Annotated in this window: 18 protein-coding genes and 3 riboswitches; of the genes, 6 read left to right on the top strand and 12 right to left on the bottom strand. The window is 36.4% G+C overall.

The annotated features are described in order from the left end of the window. Positions 1 to 9: 9 nt before the first annotated feature. The 3 genes from NiCM35_RS01775 to NiCM35_RS01785 all read right to left on the bottom strand — a co-directional run bounded on the left by NiCM35_RS01775 (position 10) and on the right by NiCM35_RS01785 (position 2,062). Positions 10 to 186, bottom strand: coding sequence for a hypothetical protein (locus NiCM35_RS01775; RefSeq protein ID WP_164463618.1), 177 nt, complete (start codon positions 184 to 186; stop codon positions 10 to 12). 226 nt (positions 187 to 412) lie between these two features. Beyond that, complete coding sequence (locus tag NiCM35_RS01780) at positions 413 to 1,063, bottom strand: cupin domain-containing protein (protein WP_095328303.1); 651 nt, start codon at positions 1,061 to 1,063, stop codon at positions 413 to 415. 141 nt (positions 1,064 to 1,204) lie between these two features. After that, on the bottom strand, positions 1,205 to 2,062 hold the full coding sequence (locus NiCM35_RS01785; RefSeq protein ID WP_123257539.1) for a manganese catalase family protein: 858 nt from the start codon (positions 2,060 to 2,062) through the stop codon (positions 1,205 to 1,207). 155 nt (positions 2,063 to 2,217) lie between these two features. On the opposite strand from NiCM35_RS01785, the gene NiCM35_RS01790 reads away from it, so the two are divergent. Beyond that, positions 2,218 to 2,349 carry an ATP-binding protein gene (locus NiCM35_RS01790; RefSeq protein ID WP_235973236.1) on the top strand — a complete coding sequence of 44 codons (132 nt, stop codon included), beginning with the start codon at positions 2,218 to 2,220 and terminating at the stop codon, positions 2,347 to 2,349. 464 nt (positions 2,350 to 2,813) lie between these two features. On the opposite strand, the gene NiCM35_RS01795 is transcribed toward NiCM35_RS01790, so the two are convergent. The 4 genes from NiCM35_RS01795 to NiCM35_RS01810 form a co-directional block, all read right to left on the bottom strand. After that, on the bottom strand, positions 2,814 to 3,179 hold the full coding sequence (locus tag NiCM35_RS01795) for a YhjD family protein (RefSeq protein WP_095328305.1): 366 nt from the start codon (positions 3,177 to 3,179) through the stop codon (positions 2,814 to 2,816). Positions 3,180 to 3,195: 16 nt separating this feature from the next. Then, positions 3,196 to 3,525 carry a YolD-like family protein gene (locus tag NiCM35_RS01800; protein WP_095328306.1) on the bottom strand — a complete coding sequence of 110 codons (330 nt, stop codon included), beginning with the start codon at positions 3,523 to 3,525 and terminating at the stop codon, positions 3,196 to 3,198. 414 nt (positions 3,526 to 3,939) lie between these two features. Beyond that, positions 3,940 to 4,182 (bottom strand): DUF2164 domain-containing protein, encoded by a 243-nt coding sequence (locus tag NiCM35_RS01805; RefSeq protein ID WP_095328307.1) that lies wholly within the window; start codon positions 4,180 to 4,182, stop codon positions 3,940 to 3,942. A gap of 13 nt (positions 4,183 to 4,195) precedes the next feature. Next, positions 4,196 to 4,750 carry a GNAT family N-acetyltransferase gene (locus NiCM35_RS01810; protein ID WP_095328308.1) on the bottom strand — a complete coding sequence of 185 codons (555 nt, stop codon included), beginning with the start codon at positions 4,748 to 4,750 and terminating at the stop codon, positions 4,196 to 4,198. 171 nt (positions 4,751 to 4,921) lie between these two features. Here NiCM35_RS01810 and NiCM35_RS01815 point away from each other — a divergent pair, with 171 nt between their 5' ends. Beyond that, positions 4,922 to 5,971, top strand: a complete 1,050-nt coding sequence (locus tag NiCM35_RS01815; protein WP_095328309.1) for an LLM class flavin-dependent oxidoreductase — start codon at positions 4,922 to 4,924, stop codon at positions 5,969 to 5,971. A gap of 18 nt (positions 5,972 to 5,989) precedes the next feature. Here NiCM35_RS01815 and NiCM35_RS01820 read toward each other — a convergent pair whose 3' ends face one another. Beyond that, positions 5,990 to 6,457 carry a hypothetical protein gene (locus tag NiCM35_RS01820; protein ID WP_433778413.1) on the bottom strand — a complete coding sequence of 156 codons (468 nt, stop codon included), beginning with the start codon at positions 6,455 to 6,457 and terminating at the stop codon, positions 5,990 to 5,992. A gap of 154 nt (positions 6,458 to 6,611) precedes the next feature. Continuing rightward, positions 6,612 to 6,800, bottom strand: coding sequence for a hypothetical protein (locus NiCM35_RS01825; RefSeq protein WP_141231309.1), 189 nt, complete (start codon positions 6,798 to 6,800; stop codon positions 6,612 to 6,614). A 70-nt stretch (positions 6,801 to 6,870) separates the two neighbouring features. Next, positions 6,871 to 6,954, bottom strand: a riboswitch (cyclic di-GMP riboswitch). 182 nt (positions 6,955 to 7,136) lie between these two features. On the opposite strand from NiCM35_RS01825, the gene NiCM35_RS01830 reads away from it, so the two are divergent. Beyond that, a complete protein-coding gene (locus NiCM35_RS01830; protein ID WP_371471097.1) occupies positions 7,137 to 7,433 on the top strand; it encodes a hypothetical protein in 297 nt (98 codons plus the stop codon). 53 nt (positions 7,434 to 7,486) lie between these two features. Here the strand turns inward: NiCM35_RS01830 and NiCM35_RS01835 are convergent, their stop codons facing one another. The 3 genes from NiCM35_RS01835 to NiCM35_RS01845 all read right to left on the bottom strand — a co-directional run bounded on the left by NiCM35_RS01835 (position 7,487) and on the right by NiCM35_RS01845 (position 10,012). Then, positions 7,487 to 7,960 (bottom strand): hypothetical protein, encoded by a 474-nt coding sequence (locus tag NiCM35_RS01835; protein ID WP_095319988.1) that lies wholly within the window; start codon positions 7,958 to 7,960, stop codon positions 7,487 to 7,489. A gap of 73 nt (positions 7,961 to 8,033) precedes the next feature. Then, positions 8,034 to 8,774: an AAA family ATPase gene (locus NiCM35_RS01840; protein WP_433778416.1), complete on the bottom strand. Its 741-nt coding sequence runs from the start codon at positions 8,772 to 8,774 to the stop codon at positions 8,034 to 8,036. 20 nt (positions 8,775 to 8,794) lie between these two features. After that, positions 8,795 to 10,012 carry a Y-family DNA polymerase gene (locus NiCM35_RS01845; protein WP_217279845.1) on the bottom strand — a complete coding sequence of 406 codons (1,218 nt, stop codon included), beginning with the start codon at positions 10,010 to 10,012 and terminating at the stop codon, positions 8,795 to 8,797. A 591-nt stretch (positions 10,013 to 10,603) separates the two neighbouring features. Then, positions 10,604 to 10,712, top strand: a riboswitch (SAM riboswitch). A gap of 67 nt (positions 10,713 to 10,779) precedes the next feature. Further along, a riboswitch (cobalamin riboswitch) is annotated at positions 10,780 to 10,969 on the top strand. Positions 10,970 to 11,188: 219 nt separating this feature from the next. On the opposite strand from NiCM35_RS01845, the gene metE reads away from it, so the two are divergent. The 3 genes from metE (at position 11,189) to NiCM35_RS01860 (ending at position 15,746) form a co-directional block, all read left to right on the top strand. Further along, complete coding sequence (metE, locus tag NiCM35_RS01850) at positions 11,189 to 13,474, top strand: 5-methyltetrahydropteroyltriglutamate--homocysteine S-methyltransferase (RefSeq protein WP_123259110.1); 2,286 nt, start codon at positions 11,189 to 11,191, stop codon at positions 13,472 to 13,474. Positions 13,475 to 13,720: 246 nt separating this feature from the next. Continuing rightward, complete coding sequence (locus tag NiCM35_RS01855) at positions 13,721 to 14,440, top strand: YebC/PmpR family DNA-binding transcriptional regulator (RefSeq protein WP_433778418.1); 720 nt, start codon at positions 13,721 to 13,723, stop codon at positions 14,438 to 14,440. Positions 14,441 to 15,428: 988 nt separating this feature from the next. Beyond that, complete coding sequence (locus tag NiCM35_RS01860) at positions 15,429 to 15,746, top strand: hypothetical protein (protein ID WP_095328317.1); 318 nt, start codon at positions 15,429 to 15,431, stop codon at positions 15,744 to 15,746. Positions 15,747 to 16,626 lie beyond the last annotated feature (880 nt).

Below are 16,626 nucleotides of genomic sequence, written 5' to 3' on the forward strand. Positions count from 1 at the left end.
CAAACAAATTTATTGCTTGCGTTCTCTGGCTTTCCCGTAATGTTTCCAAACATAATAAATGCACCAAAATACAATCGGCAAAGATAAGGGAATATAACTCTTTTCTGGTGGAAGAAAGAGAATAAGTACAATTCCTATTATTAAAAAAGAAGGCATTAATAGCCAATACTTTTTATCTATGTTCATTTGTACCACTCCAAATAGTTTGTTTATTACATATACGCGCTAGTGGATGAGAAAGTTTCCTTTCGTTATCAAACTTTCCCCAAGAATGAGAAAAATGCTGTTTTTTCTATAACCAAATTGTTAAGACTGCATATGATAAAGTGGATGGACAACCAATAACTTGCCAGCTAGGAACGCGAAAAACTCTGCTCATTTCATCCTGAGCAGAGTTTTTTTTAGCAAAAAATTAATAATCAATCTGTTTATGATTAATTTGGATAGATATTTTATCGGGAACTTCTTTTTTTGTTTGTTCCAGATTGGAGACGGAGGAAGTTTGGAGGCGATGGGAATCTGGTGGACCAATGACAACAGATTCCTTCAGCGCAGAAAAAGCATTGGCAACCTTTTCTGAATCCACTCCATATGCTGCTTCAAAAACCTCTGGTGGAGTTAAGCGTAATGTATCGGAGCCTTCCGCACTTTCAAACTGGTCATTATTAAAGAAGAGATGTAAGTGCAATTTCTCTGTCGTCGGCTGTATCCAATGCCACCATGCCATTGGAATAAATACGACATCCCCAACCTTCGCATGGTAATGATGAAGTTTTCTTGTATCTGGATCAACAATCGAAATCATTGCTTCTCCGGATACAATGACATCTAATTCCCATGCGTTTGGATGCCAATGTGGCTCTCGCATATGTCCTCTTGTTAAAAATAAATCGACAAAGGCTCCACCGATCATAGCTGGTAATTGTGTGGAAGTAACTTTATAGGCAATGTTTTCGGGATTTCTTTCAAAAAATACATTATCACGACTGTTATAAATAAGATTAGGAGTGCCACTTGATGAATGAATATTCGTGTTATCAGGAATATAGCCTGACTTTGACATGCGTTTTTCCTCCAATACATAATTTTTAAGGAATAGATCCTATTTTTTAATATGCACATGGAATGACGATGGTGTTAAGGAGAGCAAGAAAAGAGGAAGAAAAAATGGAAGATGCCATAATGCATCTCCCATTTTTTAAGCTTAATTATTTAAATCCATAAGGCCTGATGCATGCTCATTTGGCATATCTGGCAGTTCTGGAACTGGATAGCCTTGCGGTGGTGGAACGACATTTAAATCGCCATTATTTCGGCTAGGGGTTGTGCCTTGAAAAATCTCACCGATTCTCGTGTCGTCTAGGCGGAAATTAAATTGGGCATTGTGGAAGCCCATCTCTACATATTTGCGGCATTCAGGATATTTATTAATATCGTAGTTTGGAACAGGCAGAATTTTCCCCCAATCTACTCCTAATGTTTCTAATGCTTTGGCAAAAGCATTTTGATGAGCATTATCACGAACGATTAAAAAAGCAATCGTTTCTCTTAATGTCTTATTATCGCTCATTTCATAAATTCTTGATTTTTGAAGAACTCCTGTTGATTCTAACATTACATTATTGAGAAGATTAGCAACGAGGTTTCCATGGTCGTACACCCAAGAACCATTCCATGGATTTCCGCCTGCATCGACAGGAAGAGAAGCTTTTGCACCAATTATATAATGGTGAGGGTTTGCCCCGCCTTTGATGACATCATCTAAAGGAGCTCCATCACTTGCCATATTTCCTGGCATGCTACCACCAGAATCGTTTAGAAGCTGATTGATAGTGGATTGTACAAGCTCTACATGGCTAAGCTCTTCCAAGAATACGCCGCGGATAAGATCACGATACTGTTTTGCTTTTCCACGGAAGTTAGCGCTTTGAAAGGAGAACTGCATTAGTGTTCTCATTTCTCCAAACTGTCCGCCTAATGCCTCCTGCAATACTTTTGCTGCATTTGGATCTGGTTTGTCTGGGACGATCATATTGATTAAATCTTCTTTATAAAAATACATACATCATCTAGCTCCTTTTTGATAATCTGCATATCGTTTTTATGATTCCAAAAGTAGCTGAATCTATTCTGTACTAGAGAGAGTTGGAAATTTTTTGATAGGAAAAGATGATGATTTTTGTTAGAGTGAAGGAAGCATTTTGCTAATGGGGGAACATGAAAAGATTAGTCATCATGACAGTGGGCGTGACACATAGCGGAAAGTCCACTTTTTACGCAAACGTTAAAAGCAGACTTGAAAACGCGATTGTCATGGATCAAGATAATCATGTTGCAGACCTATTATGAAAAGCTTTTGCCAAAGAAGTGGCCTAATCTTATTAAGCATGCTCTCACAAAAACAATTGTTGATTATGCCGTCCATCACTCTGACTGTCATCTCATTTTGAGTAATAGCAATCGCGAAAGTCGGATGGAACTGCTTCAATAGTATAAAACACATGGTTTCACGACGATTCTTGTCTATTTTGATCTGCCGATAGAGCTGCTAAAGGAGAAATTGCGAGAAGCAAGCAGGGAAAATTACGTTTGAGAACAGCAGCCACTTACGAAGTCGCTTCTTGAGCGTCAGCATAAATAAGCGGCGAAGGGGTAGCGGATTATTTATATAGAGTAAAGCAGGAAGCAGATATCTCAGTTACGAGGGATTTGATTGTTAGTATATTTAAGTAGGCTAAAAAATTGATTCCTGAGATGAATGGAGTCCATTTTTCATGACCATTAATCTCAGGATTTTATTTATTTAAGGCAACTTAAAAAACAGCATTTTCCTTAAATAAATAGTAAGATAATAGCTTTTCTGTATTTGCTTTTAATTCTGTATTAGCAAATCGGTGAACTTCGTGATAGTTGGCTACATAGTAATGATACTCGGTAAAGTTTTTATCCATATTGCCTTTTATTAGTTTTAATTTCTTTCTATCCATTTTTTCTTTGAAGCCTTTTAAATCATCTTGGACTTTTTTCATCGTATGTTCGATTAAGTTTAGATAGACTTGATTAAGTTTAAAGGGAGTTGTTTTTGCTTGCTGGTAATCTCTTTCTAAAACAGTTAGCAAGAGAGGCAAATAAATGAGATGTTCCAGTATTTTTATGTCTTCCTTTGATAGTCTATTCATGGTGATTTCCTTTAAATTATAGGCGTTCCACATCGATTAATAGATGGAATGGAATGTAGTGAATAACATTGGTTTCGTCTTCTATCCGAAGTTCCTTTTTTAAGTAGTCAATAAAAACAGTTCTGCCAATGAATGTTTCGATAAATCCATTTTTAAATAATGAAAATTGCAGAAATAAATGATATTCCATTCCCTCGTGAATAAGTAAATCGATATCATTTAATTTTTCTTGATCTAATTCTGGCTTTTTTATTTTTTTCTCATTTAATAGCTCTTCTTTCACAGCAGCAACATGTTCTGGCAGCATCATTGCTACCCATTTTTTTGTTCCACGGTCTTTAATCATGTAAACACTCTCCTTATATTATTATAATAAAACGAACAGACGTTCTTTTCAATACTTTTTTGAGAACGTTTGTTCGTTTTATAATATGCACATAATGATTATATATATGTGAAGTTAGAAAAAATCGTAGCGTATAGGAAACCACTGGTTAGGTGAGTGCGTATAAAACATAAAAGCGAGGGTGATCGAAGAGAGTAGGGGATTTTCGGTTTCGCTAATAAACGTGGAGGAGCTGATTATATGTTTGACTATCAATTTGTTTCCATTCCCGTTAAAGGATTGAGTGGAATACTCAAAATGGATTATCAACCAATTTGTTCATGAATATGCAAGAAACGGTGGAGTTGCTTTTAACAATGGAGCTAGTTTTTGAAAAAAAACGAAAAGAAGGGGAAGGCAGTGGGCCTTCCCTTTTTATTTAATCGGTCTTTCAAGTGTCAATAATTCGTCTTCAAGAGAGCTGGCTCTTTCTTCCACGATTTTTCTTGCATCTTTTACTCCAGCATTATAAAAATGGGGAGCAAGGGAGTCTTTCACAAAGTCTAACACTCGTTCGGCAGCAAATTCCGAAATCTCTTCTTCTCGCTCTTGAGAAAAAAAGAATTGAATGTCTGCAATCATTGCTTTTTGTTGTTCTCTAGTCAATTTATAAAACATGGTATCCCGTCCTTTATTTTGAGTTTTCCCATTCTTCACGCAACAAACCATAGATAACATGGTCGACATAATGGTCATAAAGCCATTCTGCTTGTCTAATAATCCCTTCTTCTGTAAATCCAAGTCTTTCTGGAAGTGCTCTGCTTTTTTTATTTTCGCTTGCTGCTGCAATTTGAATACGATTAAGCTTTAATTCAGTGAAGCCATAATGGATGATTGCTTGGCATGCCTTTGTCATAATTCCCTTTCCCTGATATTCTTCCCCTAACCAATAGCCAATTTCGCCAATCTTACTTGTACGGTTAATCACGTTGAAACCAATGGTTCCGGCAATTTTTCCTTTATAGAGAATGGCTGTGGATTTTGGATAGCCGCCCATTTCAATAATTTCTTGCAGTCTTTGCCGAATATTTTCTTTTGTGTCTTCTACTGTTCGCGTATAATCGAGCCAGCCGAGCCATTCCTTTAAATAGGCTTTATTTTTCATCGTTAATTGGAAAAATTCTTCGGCATCATCTAAACGGAACATTCTCAGTGCTAAATCTTCATCAATTGTATGTTCAAACATATGTATCCCTCCGCGGTTAGATTATGTATATTCTTTCATTGTAAGGGAAGTGAATCAGAAGTTCATTACTTTTTTCTTCGCTAACACAATAGTTGTAATTCGAGACATCTCCTGTTTTAATAGAGAAGAAGATATGATTTTTTTGTCATTATTAAGGAGGATATATTCATAGTGGAGATAGGTATTAGTACGTTTGTAGAGACAACTCCAGACCCGCATACAGGGAAGGTAGTAAGCCATGCAGAGCGAATTCGTCAAGTAGTGGAGGAAATTATTTTAGCAGATAAAGTTGGGTTAGATGTTTTTGGCGTAGGAGAACATCATCGAAAAGATTATGCCGCGTCCGCACCTGCGCTTATTTTAGCAGCAGCAGCCACACAGACAAGTAAGATTCGGTTAACAAGTGCGGTGACAGTTCTTTCTTCTGATGATCCAGTTCGCGTGTTTCAAGATTTTGCAACATTGGACGGGCTATCAAATGGACGTGCAGAAATTATGGCTGGCCGAGGTTCTTTCATTGAATCATTTCCGCTCTTTGGCTATGATTTAAATGATTATAATGAATTATTTGATGAAAAATTAGATTTACTTTTAAAATTGCAAGCATCCGAGAAAGTAACCTGGAGTGGAAAGCATCGTGCAGCTATTCAGAATCGTGGTGTTTATCCACGGCCAGTGCAAGATCCACTGCCAATATGGATTGGAAGTGGAGGAAATAGTGAGTCTGTTGTACGAGCTGGGATTCTTGGATTACCACTAGTGTTAGCGATTATCGGAGGAAACCCAGCAAACTTTGCCCCGCTTGTCGATCTGTATTACCGTGCAGTGGAGCATGCCGGTCATGATCCGAAAAAGTTAATAGTCGCGTGTCATTCTCATGGATTTGTAGGAGAAGATCCACTAGTTGCAGCAGATGCATTCTTCCCATCCACTCAATATGCCATGAATGTGCTTGGAAAAGAAAGAGGATGGGAACCATATACTCGAGAAACTTTTGATGCCGCTTGCAGTGAAACTGGAGCCTTATATGTCGGAGATCCGCGTACTGTCGCAGATAAAATTATTGCTCTGCGCAAAAATGTGGGAATCACACGATTTATGCTCCATGTTCCTGTTGGCAGCATGCCACACGACCAAGTGATGCGTTCAATCGAATTGCTTGGAACAGAAGTTGCGCCAATTGTCCGCAAAGAAATTGCCGAATGGGAAAGTAATAATTAAAAAGATAAGGACTGCTCGCTAAGAAGCAGTCCTTATCTTTTTATCGGAGATGATAAATTTTTGAAACCAGTAATTAAGAAAAGAAAGTCCGTATGCAATTATGAATAAATGAATGGATGTGAAATTTTTTAATTTATAAAAGCCTACTTTTTGAAAAAAGGCATTTAGTGGAAACGCAAAAATAAGGTCCATGATTAAGTTTACTAGTGTGTACACAAGGAACCTTTTTTGTGTTAAATGAAATATCCAAATATTAATGGCGGCGAAAGGTCCGAATATAAACCCTAATGCGTCTGCGACCAATGATTTTAATCCGCCTTTGACCTTCCACCATTTAAAGATAAGTGATAAGAGCGTTTCAATTAAAAGGAGAGAAGCAGAGAAAAACGTAACAGGCAGAAATTTTTTTACTACTGATTTTGGAAGAAAAAACAAGCTTTCCCAACTAATCAGAACCATAAAAATTCGTAAAATAACAATCGACATTGGATTTCATCTCCATTTTGAAATTTTCTTAAATATGAAATATCTTTAGTTTTCTTCTATAATAATAATTTTATTCTCAGTAGAGTCGGAAAATTGCAGAATAAAGTTTGATTTGCTAAAGGGGATGGAACAGCAGAAAATAAAAAATCCATCATTAATTAATGATGGACTGGCAGTAAGGACAGGTGATATCAGTTAACTGCTTAAATTCAATTCGTTTAAAGTCTGATTTTTTAAAGGTGGAGTATGATTTATACTTTGATCCACACATACAATAATTTTTGTCCTTTACAACATGTCTAAGACAAGGCTTTTCATCCGTTACTACAGTTGGGTAAAACATTAACATTCCTCTTTTCTAATTTTATAAGGCAAATTAGACAGGAAGATTTATTAACAAGATATACAATAATCTTGGCAACCCGGCTGCCATAGCATTTCGCTTTAGGCCCGTGGCTTTGCGTCTTTTACTTTCGTAAAATTTGCCCAAACTTAATTCTACCATGTTCCTCTGTTAATTCAAGGTATAAAGTCATGATTTTTTAATGTTTTTTGTAAAAAAAATGAGTTTATAGTCCTATTTGCTGTCAAATAGGAAATATAGACGCGCGTAAATACTAATTTCAGATATATATTCGATTATATTCATGAATGTGGCAGAGGAAAACGGGATGGATTTTTGGGTATACGGCCAAAAGTGGAAGGGAAACGGGATGGATTTTTGGGTATATCGCCAAAAGTGGCGAAGAAAGAGGATGAATTGCCACTATATCAGCTAAAGTGGAGGGGGAATCAGCCAAACTACAGAATATATCAGCCAAAGTGGAGAGAAAATCAGCCAAACCACAGGGTATATCAGCCAAAGTGGAGGGGGAATCAGCCAAACTACAGAATATATCAGCCAAAGTGGAAAGAAAATCAGCCAAACCACAGGGTATATCAGCCAAATTACAGATATATCAGCCAAACCAAATAAAACCCCAACAAAAAAGCCGAGTAGCAATCCAATAGGGCGCGCTTTCTTTATAATTACGCCAAAAAGGATTTCTTCTCGAGCTTATTTATTAGCTTATAATATTTAATTAAAATAAATAATAAGAACGGATTAATAAGAAAGGAGTAGGCGAGTTTCCACCAGCCGTAATGAAAGAATCCCCATGGGGAAGGGAGTAAAGTAAGCCACTCGTATCCCACAATGATAAAATTCCATAGGAAAATAAACAAAATTTTATTTAGAATCCGCTTTTTCATCGGATAAAGGTTTAAGAAAATAATATTTACAGGCGGTACTAAAAATAGAATATGAATGATGGATTCCCAATCTACTTCGGTTTTGCTGAAGTACCAGTAGGCATGATATCCAATATCAATATATAAGTCAAATAGCTGTTGAAATGCAATCGTGAAGATCCATATATGTAAGATTTGATTTACTGTTAACTTTTTATTTGTTTTATAAGCAATCAAGTTAAATAAAAAGACAGAGAGTAATAATCCAAGCATAACATCCTCCTGGAAGTAATTAGATAGTTATACTATTTACTTACTTTGATTAGATTATCCTATATATGTTTTTTTACATTTCTTCTTCTGTAAATATATCTTTTAACATTTTCTCCCGATATTGCAAAAAGTATTTAGTAATTTGATAATGTTCTGTATCCTCATATGCTATTTCTTCGATTTGATCCCCGTCGAAGCTTAGAATTGTTGCATTTGGATACCCTAATAGAATCGGAGAATGGGTGGCAATAATAAATTGACATTCTTCTGTTTCTGCTAAATCATGGAGGATGCGGAGAAAGCTTAATTGCCGCTGCGGCGATAGCGCTTCCTCAGGCTCATCGAGCAAATAAATGGCTTCCCCTCTAAAACGATGGAGAAAGAGGGATAAGAAGGATTCGCCATGAGATTGCTGCAATAAGGACTTTCCGCCATAGCTCGCGAATTTTTTATTACTATCGAACTCATCTAGTTGATCAATATGGGTGGCAAATTGATAAAAGGATTCGGCCCGCAAAAAGAATCCATTGGTGAGCTTAGTCGGGGACCAAGATAGCTGCAGATATTCTCCTAAATCCGATTGAGAAGCATGAACCTCATAGCGGTTATTTCTTCCGCCGCCTGCTGTGTTAAATTGACATTGATAGGCAATTGCCTCAAGCAAGGTCGACTTTCCAGAACCATTTTCCCCTACAAAAAAAGTCACTTTATTTTGAAAATCGAGGGAGCTGAAATGGCTAATAGCAGGGATTGTAAAAGGATAGCTATTTTTTGATGGGATATTTTCTTCTTTTAAGCGAATTTGTTTTAGCATTTGAAACACCTCATTTTTGTTTATTTTTTATGACCGCCAAGCAGCTGTGCGCGCTGCAAGGCTGTACCGCCAGAAGTGTAGGAAACAGCACGTAAAAGGGCGGTCGATCCATAGCGATTTCGAATAGTATCGACAACATACCCAAGCTTTCTTTTTTTCCAGCCTCCTGTATCAAATAAATCTAATTGCATTTCATTATCATTCTCTAATTTTGTAATAGAAACAGAAATTTGTCTAACGGTTTGTCCTCGGTGATGCTCATGAAATAATTCAAGACAAACTTGATAAATAATCATGGTTACATTGGTCGGATTTTCGATTGTTCGCGAGCGCTGGAAACCGCCGCCGAACTCATCTTTGCTGTAGGAAATGCCTAATGTAACGGTGCGCCCTGCATGGTGATTACTTCGTGCTCTTTTGGCAACATCTTCGCACATTTCAAGAAGAACTGATTTGATTTCATCAATCTCTTTATAATCCCGTAATAAAATCTGACTTTTCCCATAGCTGATTTGTCCCTGCATAATAGGTGCGCCAATTTCCGATAAATCAATGCCCCAAGCATGATGGTAAAGTTGATTGCCCATAATTCCAAATTTTTTCTCTAGTAAGCCTAAATCATAGTGTGCAAGTTGACCAACAGAGAATATGCCCATATTATTTAATGTTTTTTCCGTTCGCTTCCCAATCCCCCACATATCGCGTAAAGGGGAGATAGGCCATAGTTTATCTGGAATGTCTTTATAAGTCCATCTGCTTATACCACCATCTGCTTTTTTTGCTTCTAAATCGAGGCAAAGCTTCGCCATCAGCATATTGGGACCGATGCCGATTGTTGAAGGCAGCCCAAACTCACGCATAATATCAGCTTTTATTTTTTGTGCTATTTGGAAGGGAGTGCCCAAGCTTTTTTCCATTCCACTGACATCCAGAAAGCTTTCATCGACAGAATAGGTATGGACAGCAGTCACAGGGACATATCGAAAAAATAATTTCGTTATTTCCGTTGACACCCGAACGAATAGTCCCATTTGGGGATTACTTACAATAATTCGTGGATCATCTGGTATTTCAAAAAGGCGGGAGCCAGTCTTTATCTTAAAATCCTTCTTCATAGCAGGAGATGCCGCAAGTACGACACTGCCTTTTTGATCGGTATTGCCGACAACAACTAGATGACAGGTTAGAGGGTCTAAACCTTTAGTGACCGCTATAATACTTGCATAAAAGCTTTTCATATCAACGCAAAGAATCGCTCTATTGGCCAATTGGTCATAATCAAACACGGTAGTGCTCCTTTTTTTATTGTTTTGTATGTTTACTAAGCTGTGAAAAGGAATAGAGTGCATATGATTATTCTTATCCTTGAATACGAAACTCTTGTTTTAGATGGTTTTGCCAGTTAAACGATCGATCGTTCCATGGTTAAAAAGATCGTAGTGAAGCAAAAGATTATATTCGAGTCCTTCTAGTAAGAGTAGTTCTATTCTGTATTTTATCTTTTTCTAAAATGAGAATTGATATTTTTCCGGGTTACTCTAAAATCTCTTTTATACTTTGAACATGCTCCGGCGGCAGCATCGCTGTCCATTTAATCGAACCTCGATTACGTATTCATCATCTCCTTAATGGTTTTATCATATCAGAACAAACGTTCGTAAACAAGAAGGGGAACAAGAAAAATAAGAGGTAAAAGAAGGAAATGAATTATTAGAGAATAAAAATTTTACGTATCCAAAAAGTAAAAAAACTTTCAACGTCTATAAAACAAGAATTGACAACAAGAAATTATCGTGCTAATATTTTGTTAATTCAAAATCGAATAAAAACTCTTATATAGAGAGGTGGAGGGACTGGCCCGTCGAAGCCTCAGCAACCATTCTTTTTAAAGAAAAGGTGCTAATTCCAGCAAAGCTACTATGCTTTGAAAGATAAGAGGGGGATAAGGATACAAGGTGAAACCTCTCTTTTTTTTAAGGGAGGTTTTTTATTTTTTACACAGGACAATTGAATAGCGCAAATAGGTGCTGTGAATGAAGTATTCATAGCTTAAAAGGGAAGACCGGTTAGAATCCGGCACGGTCCCGCCACTGTAAAGAGGAGCAATTTCTCAATATCCACTGTCTTTTTAGATGGGAAGGGGAGAAAGAGTGATGATTCTAAGTCAGGAGACCTGCCTATTTTGTAAGTAAGCTACTCTACGTGGATATAGAGGAGGGAGACCATGTGTTGGGACAAAGCGTATCTCAACTCTAGTTAGTGCTGACTAAAATGAGAGAAAATCTCATAAGAGTCTGACTCCACTGTTTATCCAAGAAGCAAGAATGTAGGAAGCTTCTGTAAAGAGAATGTGGATGTCAGACTCTTTTTTTACTAACTTTCGGCTGAGAAAAAATAAGAAATGGGGAAAAGAAATGTACAAAAGTTCTAATTTAGGCTATCCGAGAATTGGAGAAAAGCGAGAATGGAAAAAAGCATTGGAACGTTATTGGAAGGGAGAGTGTTCAGAAGAAGAGCTTTTACAAGAAACGAAAAACCTTCGATTGAAAAACTTACAAAAGCAAAAGCTTCAAGGAATTGACTTGATTCCAGTTGGCGATTTTAGTTTCTATGACCATGTATTAGATACGGCTGCAATGTTTGGGCAAGTGCCAGCTAGATTTGCTTATGATGGGGGCAGGGTCCCGTTACAAACTTATTTTCAGATAGCTCGCGGAAATCCGGCTGCTGTAGCAGCAGCCATGAAAAAATGGTTTAACACAAATTATCACTATATCGTGCCAGAGCTTGGGGAGAGAACACCAACATTAACGGAGAATCGCCCGCTGTTTTTTTATCGGGAAGCAAAAGCAGCATTAGGAATCGAGGGGAAACCAGTATTATTAGGACCGCTGACCTTTGTCAAATTAGCAAAAGGCTATGAAGAAGATAAGCTTGCAGAAACAGTGGCATCCTATCTTCCTTTATATGCGCAGGTTTTAAAAGAGCTAGAAGCAGAAGGGGTACAATGGCTTCAAATTGATGAACCATATTTAGTAACAGATGTCACAGCAAGAGAATGGGAGATCACGCAGCAAATATATCAAACATTGCGAGAAGCGGCTCCAAACTTAAAAATAATTCTCCAAACCTATTTTGATTCTGTAACAGATTATAAAACAATTGTTTCGTTGCCTGTTGCAGGAATCGGTTTAGATTTCGTTCATGATGATGGAGAGAATTTAGTATCCATCCAGCAATACGGATTTCCCCAAGATAAAATCCTAGCGGCAGGCATTATTGATGGTAGAAATGTATGGAGAGCTAATTTAGAGGAAAAGTGGAATCTGCTTACAGAGATACAGAAAGCAATCGGAAGTGATAAGTTAATTGTTCAGCCGTCATCAAGCTTACTTCATGTACCGGTAACAGTGAAGGAAGAGCAAATCACTCCCATTTTAAAAGAAGCACTTTCTTTTGCAGATGAAAAACTACAAGAATTAAATGCATTAACAGAAGGAATTAGAAAAGGAAAAGCAGTCATTCAAGCAGAAATCAATAAAAGCGTAGAAGCAATCGGTCAATTGAATGCCTCCTCAGCAAGAAATAATCAACGCCTTCAAGAAGAATTAAAATGGCTTCCTGATAAAGTGGAAAGAAGCGAAAATGCAAAAATCAGACAGCAAGCACAACAAGAAGCTTTTAAACTCCCTATTCTTCCAACCACTACAATCGGAAGTTTTCCGCAGACAAAGGAAGTAAGGAAGGAACGCTTGCGATGGCGAAAAGGAGAAATAACGAATGAGGAGTACGAGACTTTTATTCAAGCAGAAATAAAAAAATGGATGGAAATACAAGAAGACTTGGGATTAGATGTATTGGTACATGGAGAATTCGAACGAACCGATATGGTTGAATATTTTGGCGAAAAACTAGCTGGTTTTCAGTTTACAACATTCGGCTGGGTTCAATCCTATGGTTCCCGCTGTGTGAAGCCGCCTATTATATATGGAGATGTGGCCTATGTGAATCCAATGACGGTGAAAGAAACGGTTTATGCCCAAAGTCTGACGAATAAGCCTGTGAAAGGAATGCTGACAGGGCCCATTACGATTTTAAACTGGTCTTTTGTAAGAGATGATATTTCACGAGCAGAAGTTGCCAAACAAATTGCCTTCAGCCTTAAGAATGAAGTAGAGGAGCTGGAGAAAAACGATATACGCATGATCCAAGTAGATGAACCGGCACTTCGTGAAGGGCTGCCATTGAAAAAAGAAAAGTGGCAGGGCTATTTAAATACTGCCGTCTATTCTTTTAAACTTGCTACCACTTTTGTGGAAAAGGAAACACAAATTCATACCCATATGTGTTATTCGAATTTTGAAGACATTATCGATGCTATTGATGCCCTGGATGTGGATGTCATTTCTATTGAAACTTCGAGAAGTCACGGTGAATTTATTCAAACATTTGCAAATAAAACATATGAGAAAGGAATTGGCCTTGGTGTATATGATATACATAGTCCTAGAGTGCCAACAAAAGAAGAAATAATGCAAACAATCGGAAACTCCTTAGGTGTTTTGGATCCACAATTATTCTGGATTAATCCTGATTGCGGCTTGAAGACTAGAAATGAAGAAGAAACGATTCGTGCACTTGAAGTAATGGTAGAGGCAGCGAAAGAAACAAGAGAAAAGCTATTTGTGCAAAAACAGTAATTGATCGTAAAAACTTGTAACCTTGGTTGCAAGTTTTTTTTGCATTCCCATTAAAAATGTCCAAGGTTTGCCACAAAGTTTTTTTCAAAAAGCTGAATAAAATGGTCATTTCATGTATAATATTAGTGGCTTTAAGTAATGACAGATAGATAAGCGCTTAAATACAGTAACTAAAAGTTGAAGAAGTACCGTGTTTTTATCTATAATAAATAAGTTGAATGTATAAGCAGAAAGAGAGTGTTCATAATGGGTCGTAAATGGAACAATATTAAAGACAAAAAAGCTTCAAAAGATGCAAATACTAGTCGGATTTATGCAAAATTCGGACGTGAAATTTATGTAGCGGCTAAACAAGGGGAACCAGATTCAGAATCTAATCAAGCATTAAAAGTTGTACTAGAGCGTGCAAAAACATATAGTGTACCCAAACACATCATTGATCGTGCGATTGAAAAAGCAAAAGGCGGTTCCGAAGAAACATATGACGAGCTTCGCTATGAAGGCTTTGGCCCTAACGGTTCGATGGTAATCGTTGATGCTTTAACAAATAACGTAAACAGAACTGCTTCAGATGTTCGTGCCGCATTTGGCAAAAATGGCGGAAACATGGGAGTAAGTGGATCTGTTTCTTATATGTTTGATGCAACAGCTGTTATCGGTGTAGAAGGAAAAACAGAAGAAGAAGCATTAGAGCTACTAATGGAAGCAGATGTAGATGTCCGTGATATCATGGAAGAAGAAGATTCTGTTATTGTATACGCAGAGCCAGATCAATTCCACGCTGTCCAAGAAGCATTTAAACAAGCTGGTGTAACAGAATTCACTGTAGCCGAGTTAACAATGCTTGCTCAAAACGATGTAACATTAGATCCAGAGGCACAGGCGCAATTCGAGAAAATGATTGATGCAATCGAAGATTTAGATGACGTGCAGCAAGTATACCACAATGTGGATTTAGGCGAGTAAGCTGGATAAGAATAAATGATACCCCCCACTTTTGGATGGATGAGAGCCATTCAGAAAGTGGGGTTTTACTTTGTTATTAGCAGATGCTTACCAAGAATTTTTATGCGATTTAAAGATTAAAAATTGCTCACCCAGAACTATTAAAGGATATACAAATAACAATAATTCATGTTTAAATTACTTGAAAAATGAATTTAATTTTAGCATATCTAATGCTTTTAAAGAATCAAGGACTGAGCATGTTGTACATAAATAATGTTCCTAAATGTGTTCGCGGTATATTTTGTATTGCGCTAGGTACACTAGTTAATTTACTTATCTCTATGAATAACAAATTATATGCAGATGTAAGATGATTTTAATACACTATTTAAGATACTTGAATTTCAGTGTCTTTTAAGTAAAACTAGCAGTATCAAAAATTGTATCTACTGCGAACAGACTGACATCAGAATTAATTGGAGCTTCTATTAACTGAGTAGATAGGTAGTATTTTACTTGTTGGATATTGTCTTCCAAATCAGTATAGTTTAAATATAAACCATTAGTTGGTTTACATTTAGGATTGAGATTTTTTATTTCTTGTAATTCACTTGGCTCAAGAGAAACTAATTCGTAAGATGCATTAATATCATCACTTGATAATATCAGATCATCTAAATAGCCATTCAATGAGAGTGGAGTAATTTGTTCTCCTAAGATTAAAGAGGATGTTTCTTTGTCATAATTTTCAATTGATTGCTAACTAGAACTGTATTATTTTTGATTTGATTTTCGTTTGCGAAAATACTTGATAGTAATAAAGAGTAACATAAAACAACTATAGATATGGTCACTAAAAGGAACTTTATACTTTTATTCTTTATTATACCCTCAAAATCAGCAGTATTTACCAAGGAAGCTTCTGTAATTGTATTGGAATATATTGTAAATTATGGTGGATATTTTAAAAAATGCGTAGAGTATTTAAAAATAGGAGAGATATTCTATGAGAGTTATTTATAGTGTATTAAGAGAAATTGATAAAGGTGAATCTTTACCGACTGCAGAAGACTATGGATTTAAGCAGAGAGAATTTGAAAATTTCATATTTGATTTGGAAAAAGGAGGATATGTTGAAAGAGTGCTTAGAATGGATACGTTTTTCTCTTTGAAGCCAGCGAGATTAACCAAAAAGGGACATGATCTTGTAGAGGAATACAAGGAGTTAGAGAAGTCTTATCCGAAAAACAAGAAAGATATCATTAAGTGGATACAAGTTGATAAAGAAATGTACTCGAATGACGCTGAGGGAGAAGAGTATTAATGTTTATGTTAATTTATGAGGTAGGAAGATAACAATTAAAACAGGGATTTTAACCTTTTAGTAAAAAAAACTAAGGATAAAGTATGTTTTAAATGTTAATATGGACACTTAACAAATAGAAGAAGATGTCAACTTATAATTATAAAAGTAACTATTAGAAATCAACTATATTCAATTTTGAATCGGGGTTACTTAAAAGGAGAGATTACAATGGAGACTATCGTTATAATGACTTTATGAGTGGAAATTACAAGAAAGAAAAATACTACGCATCCAAAAAAAGAGTAGTAAAAAATGATTTAGATTAAGTAATTAGGAGAATATGAACATCCATTATTAATAGCTAAAGCTACCTTTGCTGCTAGTCCTGCAGCTGTTCCAGTTAATGCAGCTACTGAGTTTGCTGGTCATACTGCAATGGAAACACTAGCCATGCTTTAAATCTATTAGTTGATGTCCTTGTTGCGCTATTTATTTCAGTTGCTTCAGTAATTATTTTAGGTGGATGTTTCTTCTTTATGCTTGGAAAGAGTGAAAAGGGATGGAGTTCGATAATGAATGCTGGATTAGGTTATGGATTGATTCAAATTAGTCCATTAATAATGGAGATGTTAAAAGATATAGGGAGTGCTTTTTAACACTGACCACAATATTGTTTGGTAACAATAAAAATTATACGAAATACTTTTAATAAAGTAGAGTAATAACCCATCTTTTAAATTATAATAAATGTTAATAACTTCATACACTAAATGATTAGTGAAAACATTGATATAGTAGTATTATTAGTCCTAATTTAGATGACGTGCAGCAAGTATACCACAATGTGGATTTAGGCGAGTAAGCTGGATAAGAATAAATGATACCCCCCACTTTTGGA

The organism is Niallia sp. M35, assembly GCF_050971705.1.
Lineage (GTDB): Bacteria > Bacillota > Bacilli > Bacillales > Cytobacillaceae > Niallia > Niallia circulans_A.

Excerpts from the sequence above, each read along its gene's own strand:
- NiCM35_RS01775 (WP_164463618.1), bottom strand. The coding sequence starts at position 186 with ATGAACATAGATAAAAAGTATTGGCTATTAATGCCTTCTTTTTTAATA.
- NiCM35_RS01780 (WP_095328303.1), bottom strand. The coding sequence starts at position 1,063 with ATGTCAAAGTCAGGCTATATTCCTGATAACACGAATATTCATTCATCA.
- NiCM35_RS01785 (WP_123257539.1), bottom strand. The coding sequence starts at position 2,062 with ATGTATTTTTATAAAGAAGATTTAATCAATATGATCGTCCCAGACAAA.
- NiCM35_RS01790 (WP_235973236.1), top strand. The coding sequence starts at position 2,218 with ATGAAAAGATTAGTCATCATGACAGTGGGCGTGACACATAGCGGAAAG.
- NiCM35_RS01795 (WP_095328305.1), bottom strand. The coding sequence starts at position 3,179 with ATGAATAGACTATCAAAGGAAGACATAAAAATACTGGAACATCTCATT.
- NiCM35_RS01800 (WP_095328306.1), bottom strand. The coding sequence starts at position 3,525 with ATGATTAAAGACCGTGGAACAAAAAAATGGGTAGCAATGATGCTGCCA.
- NiCM35_RS01805 (WP_095328307.1), bottom strand. The coding sequence starts at position 4,182 with ATGTTTTATAAATTGACTAGAGAACAACAAAAAGCAATGATTGCAGAC.
- NiCM35_RS01810 (WP_095328308.1), bottom strand. The coding sequence starts at position 4,750 with ATGTTTGAACATACAATTGATGAAGATTTAGCACTGAGAATGTTCCGT.
- NiCM35_RS01820 (WP_433778413.1), bottom strand. The coding sequence starts at position 6,457 with ATGTCGATTGTTATTTTACGAATTTTTATGGTTCTGATTAGTTGGGAA.
- NiCM35_RS01825 (WP_141231309.1), bottom strand. The coding sequence starts at position 6,800 with ATGTTTTACCCAACTGTAGTAACGGATGAAAAGCCTTGTCTTAGACAT.
- NiCM35_RS01835 (WP_095319988.1), bottom strand. The coding sequence starts at position 7,960 with ATGCTTGGATTATTACTCTCTGTCTTTTTATTTAACTTGATTGCTTAT.
- NiCM35_RS01840 (WP_433778416.1), bottom strand. The coding sequence starts at position 8,774 with ATGCTAAAACAAATTCGCTTAAAAGAAGAAAATATCCCATCAAAAAAT.
- NiCM35_RS01845 (WP_217279845.1), bottom strand. The coding sequence starts at position 10,012 with ATGAAAAGCTTTTATGCAAGTATTATAGCGGTCACTAAAGGTTTAGAC.
- metE (WP_123259110.1), top strand. The coding sequence starts at position 11,189 with ATGTACAAAAGTTCTAATTTAGGCTATCCGAGAATTGGAGAAAAGCGA.
- NiCM35_RS01855 (WP_433778418.1), top strand. The coding sequence starts at position 13,721 with ATGGGTCGTAAATGGAACAATATTAAAGACAAAAAAGCTTCAAAAGAT.
- NiCM35_RS01860 (WP_095328317.1), top strand. The coding sequence starts at position 15,429 with ATGAGAGTTATTTATAGTGTATTAAGAGAAATTGATAAAGGTGAATCT.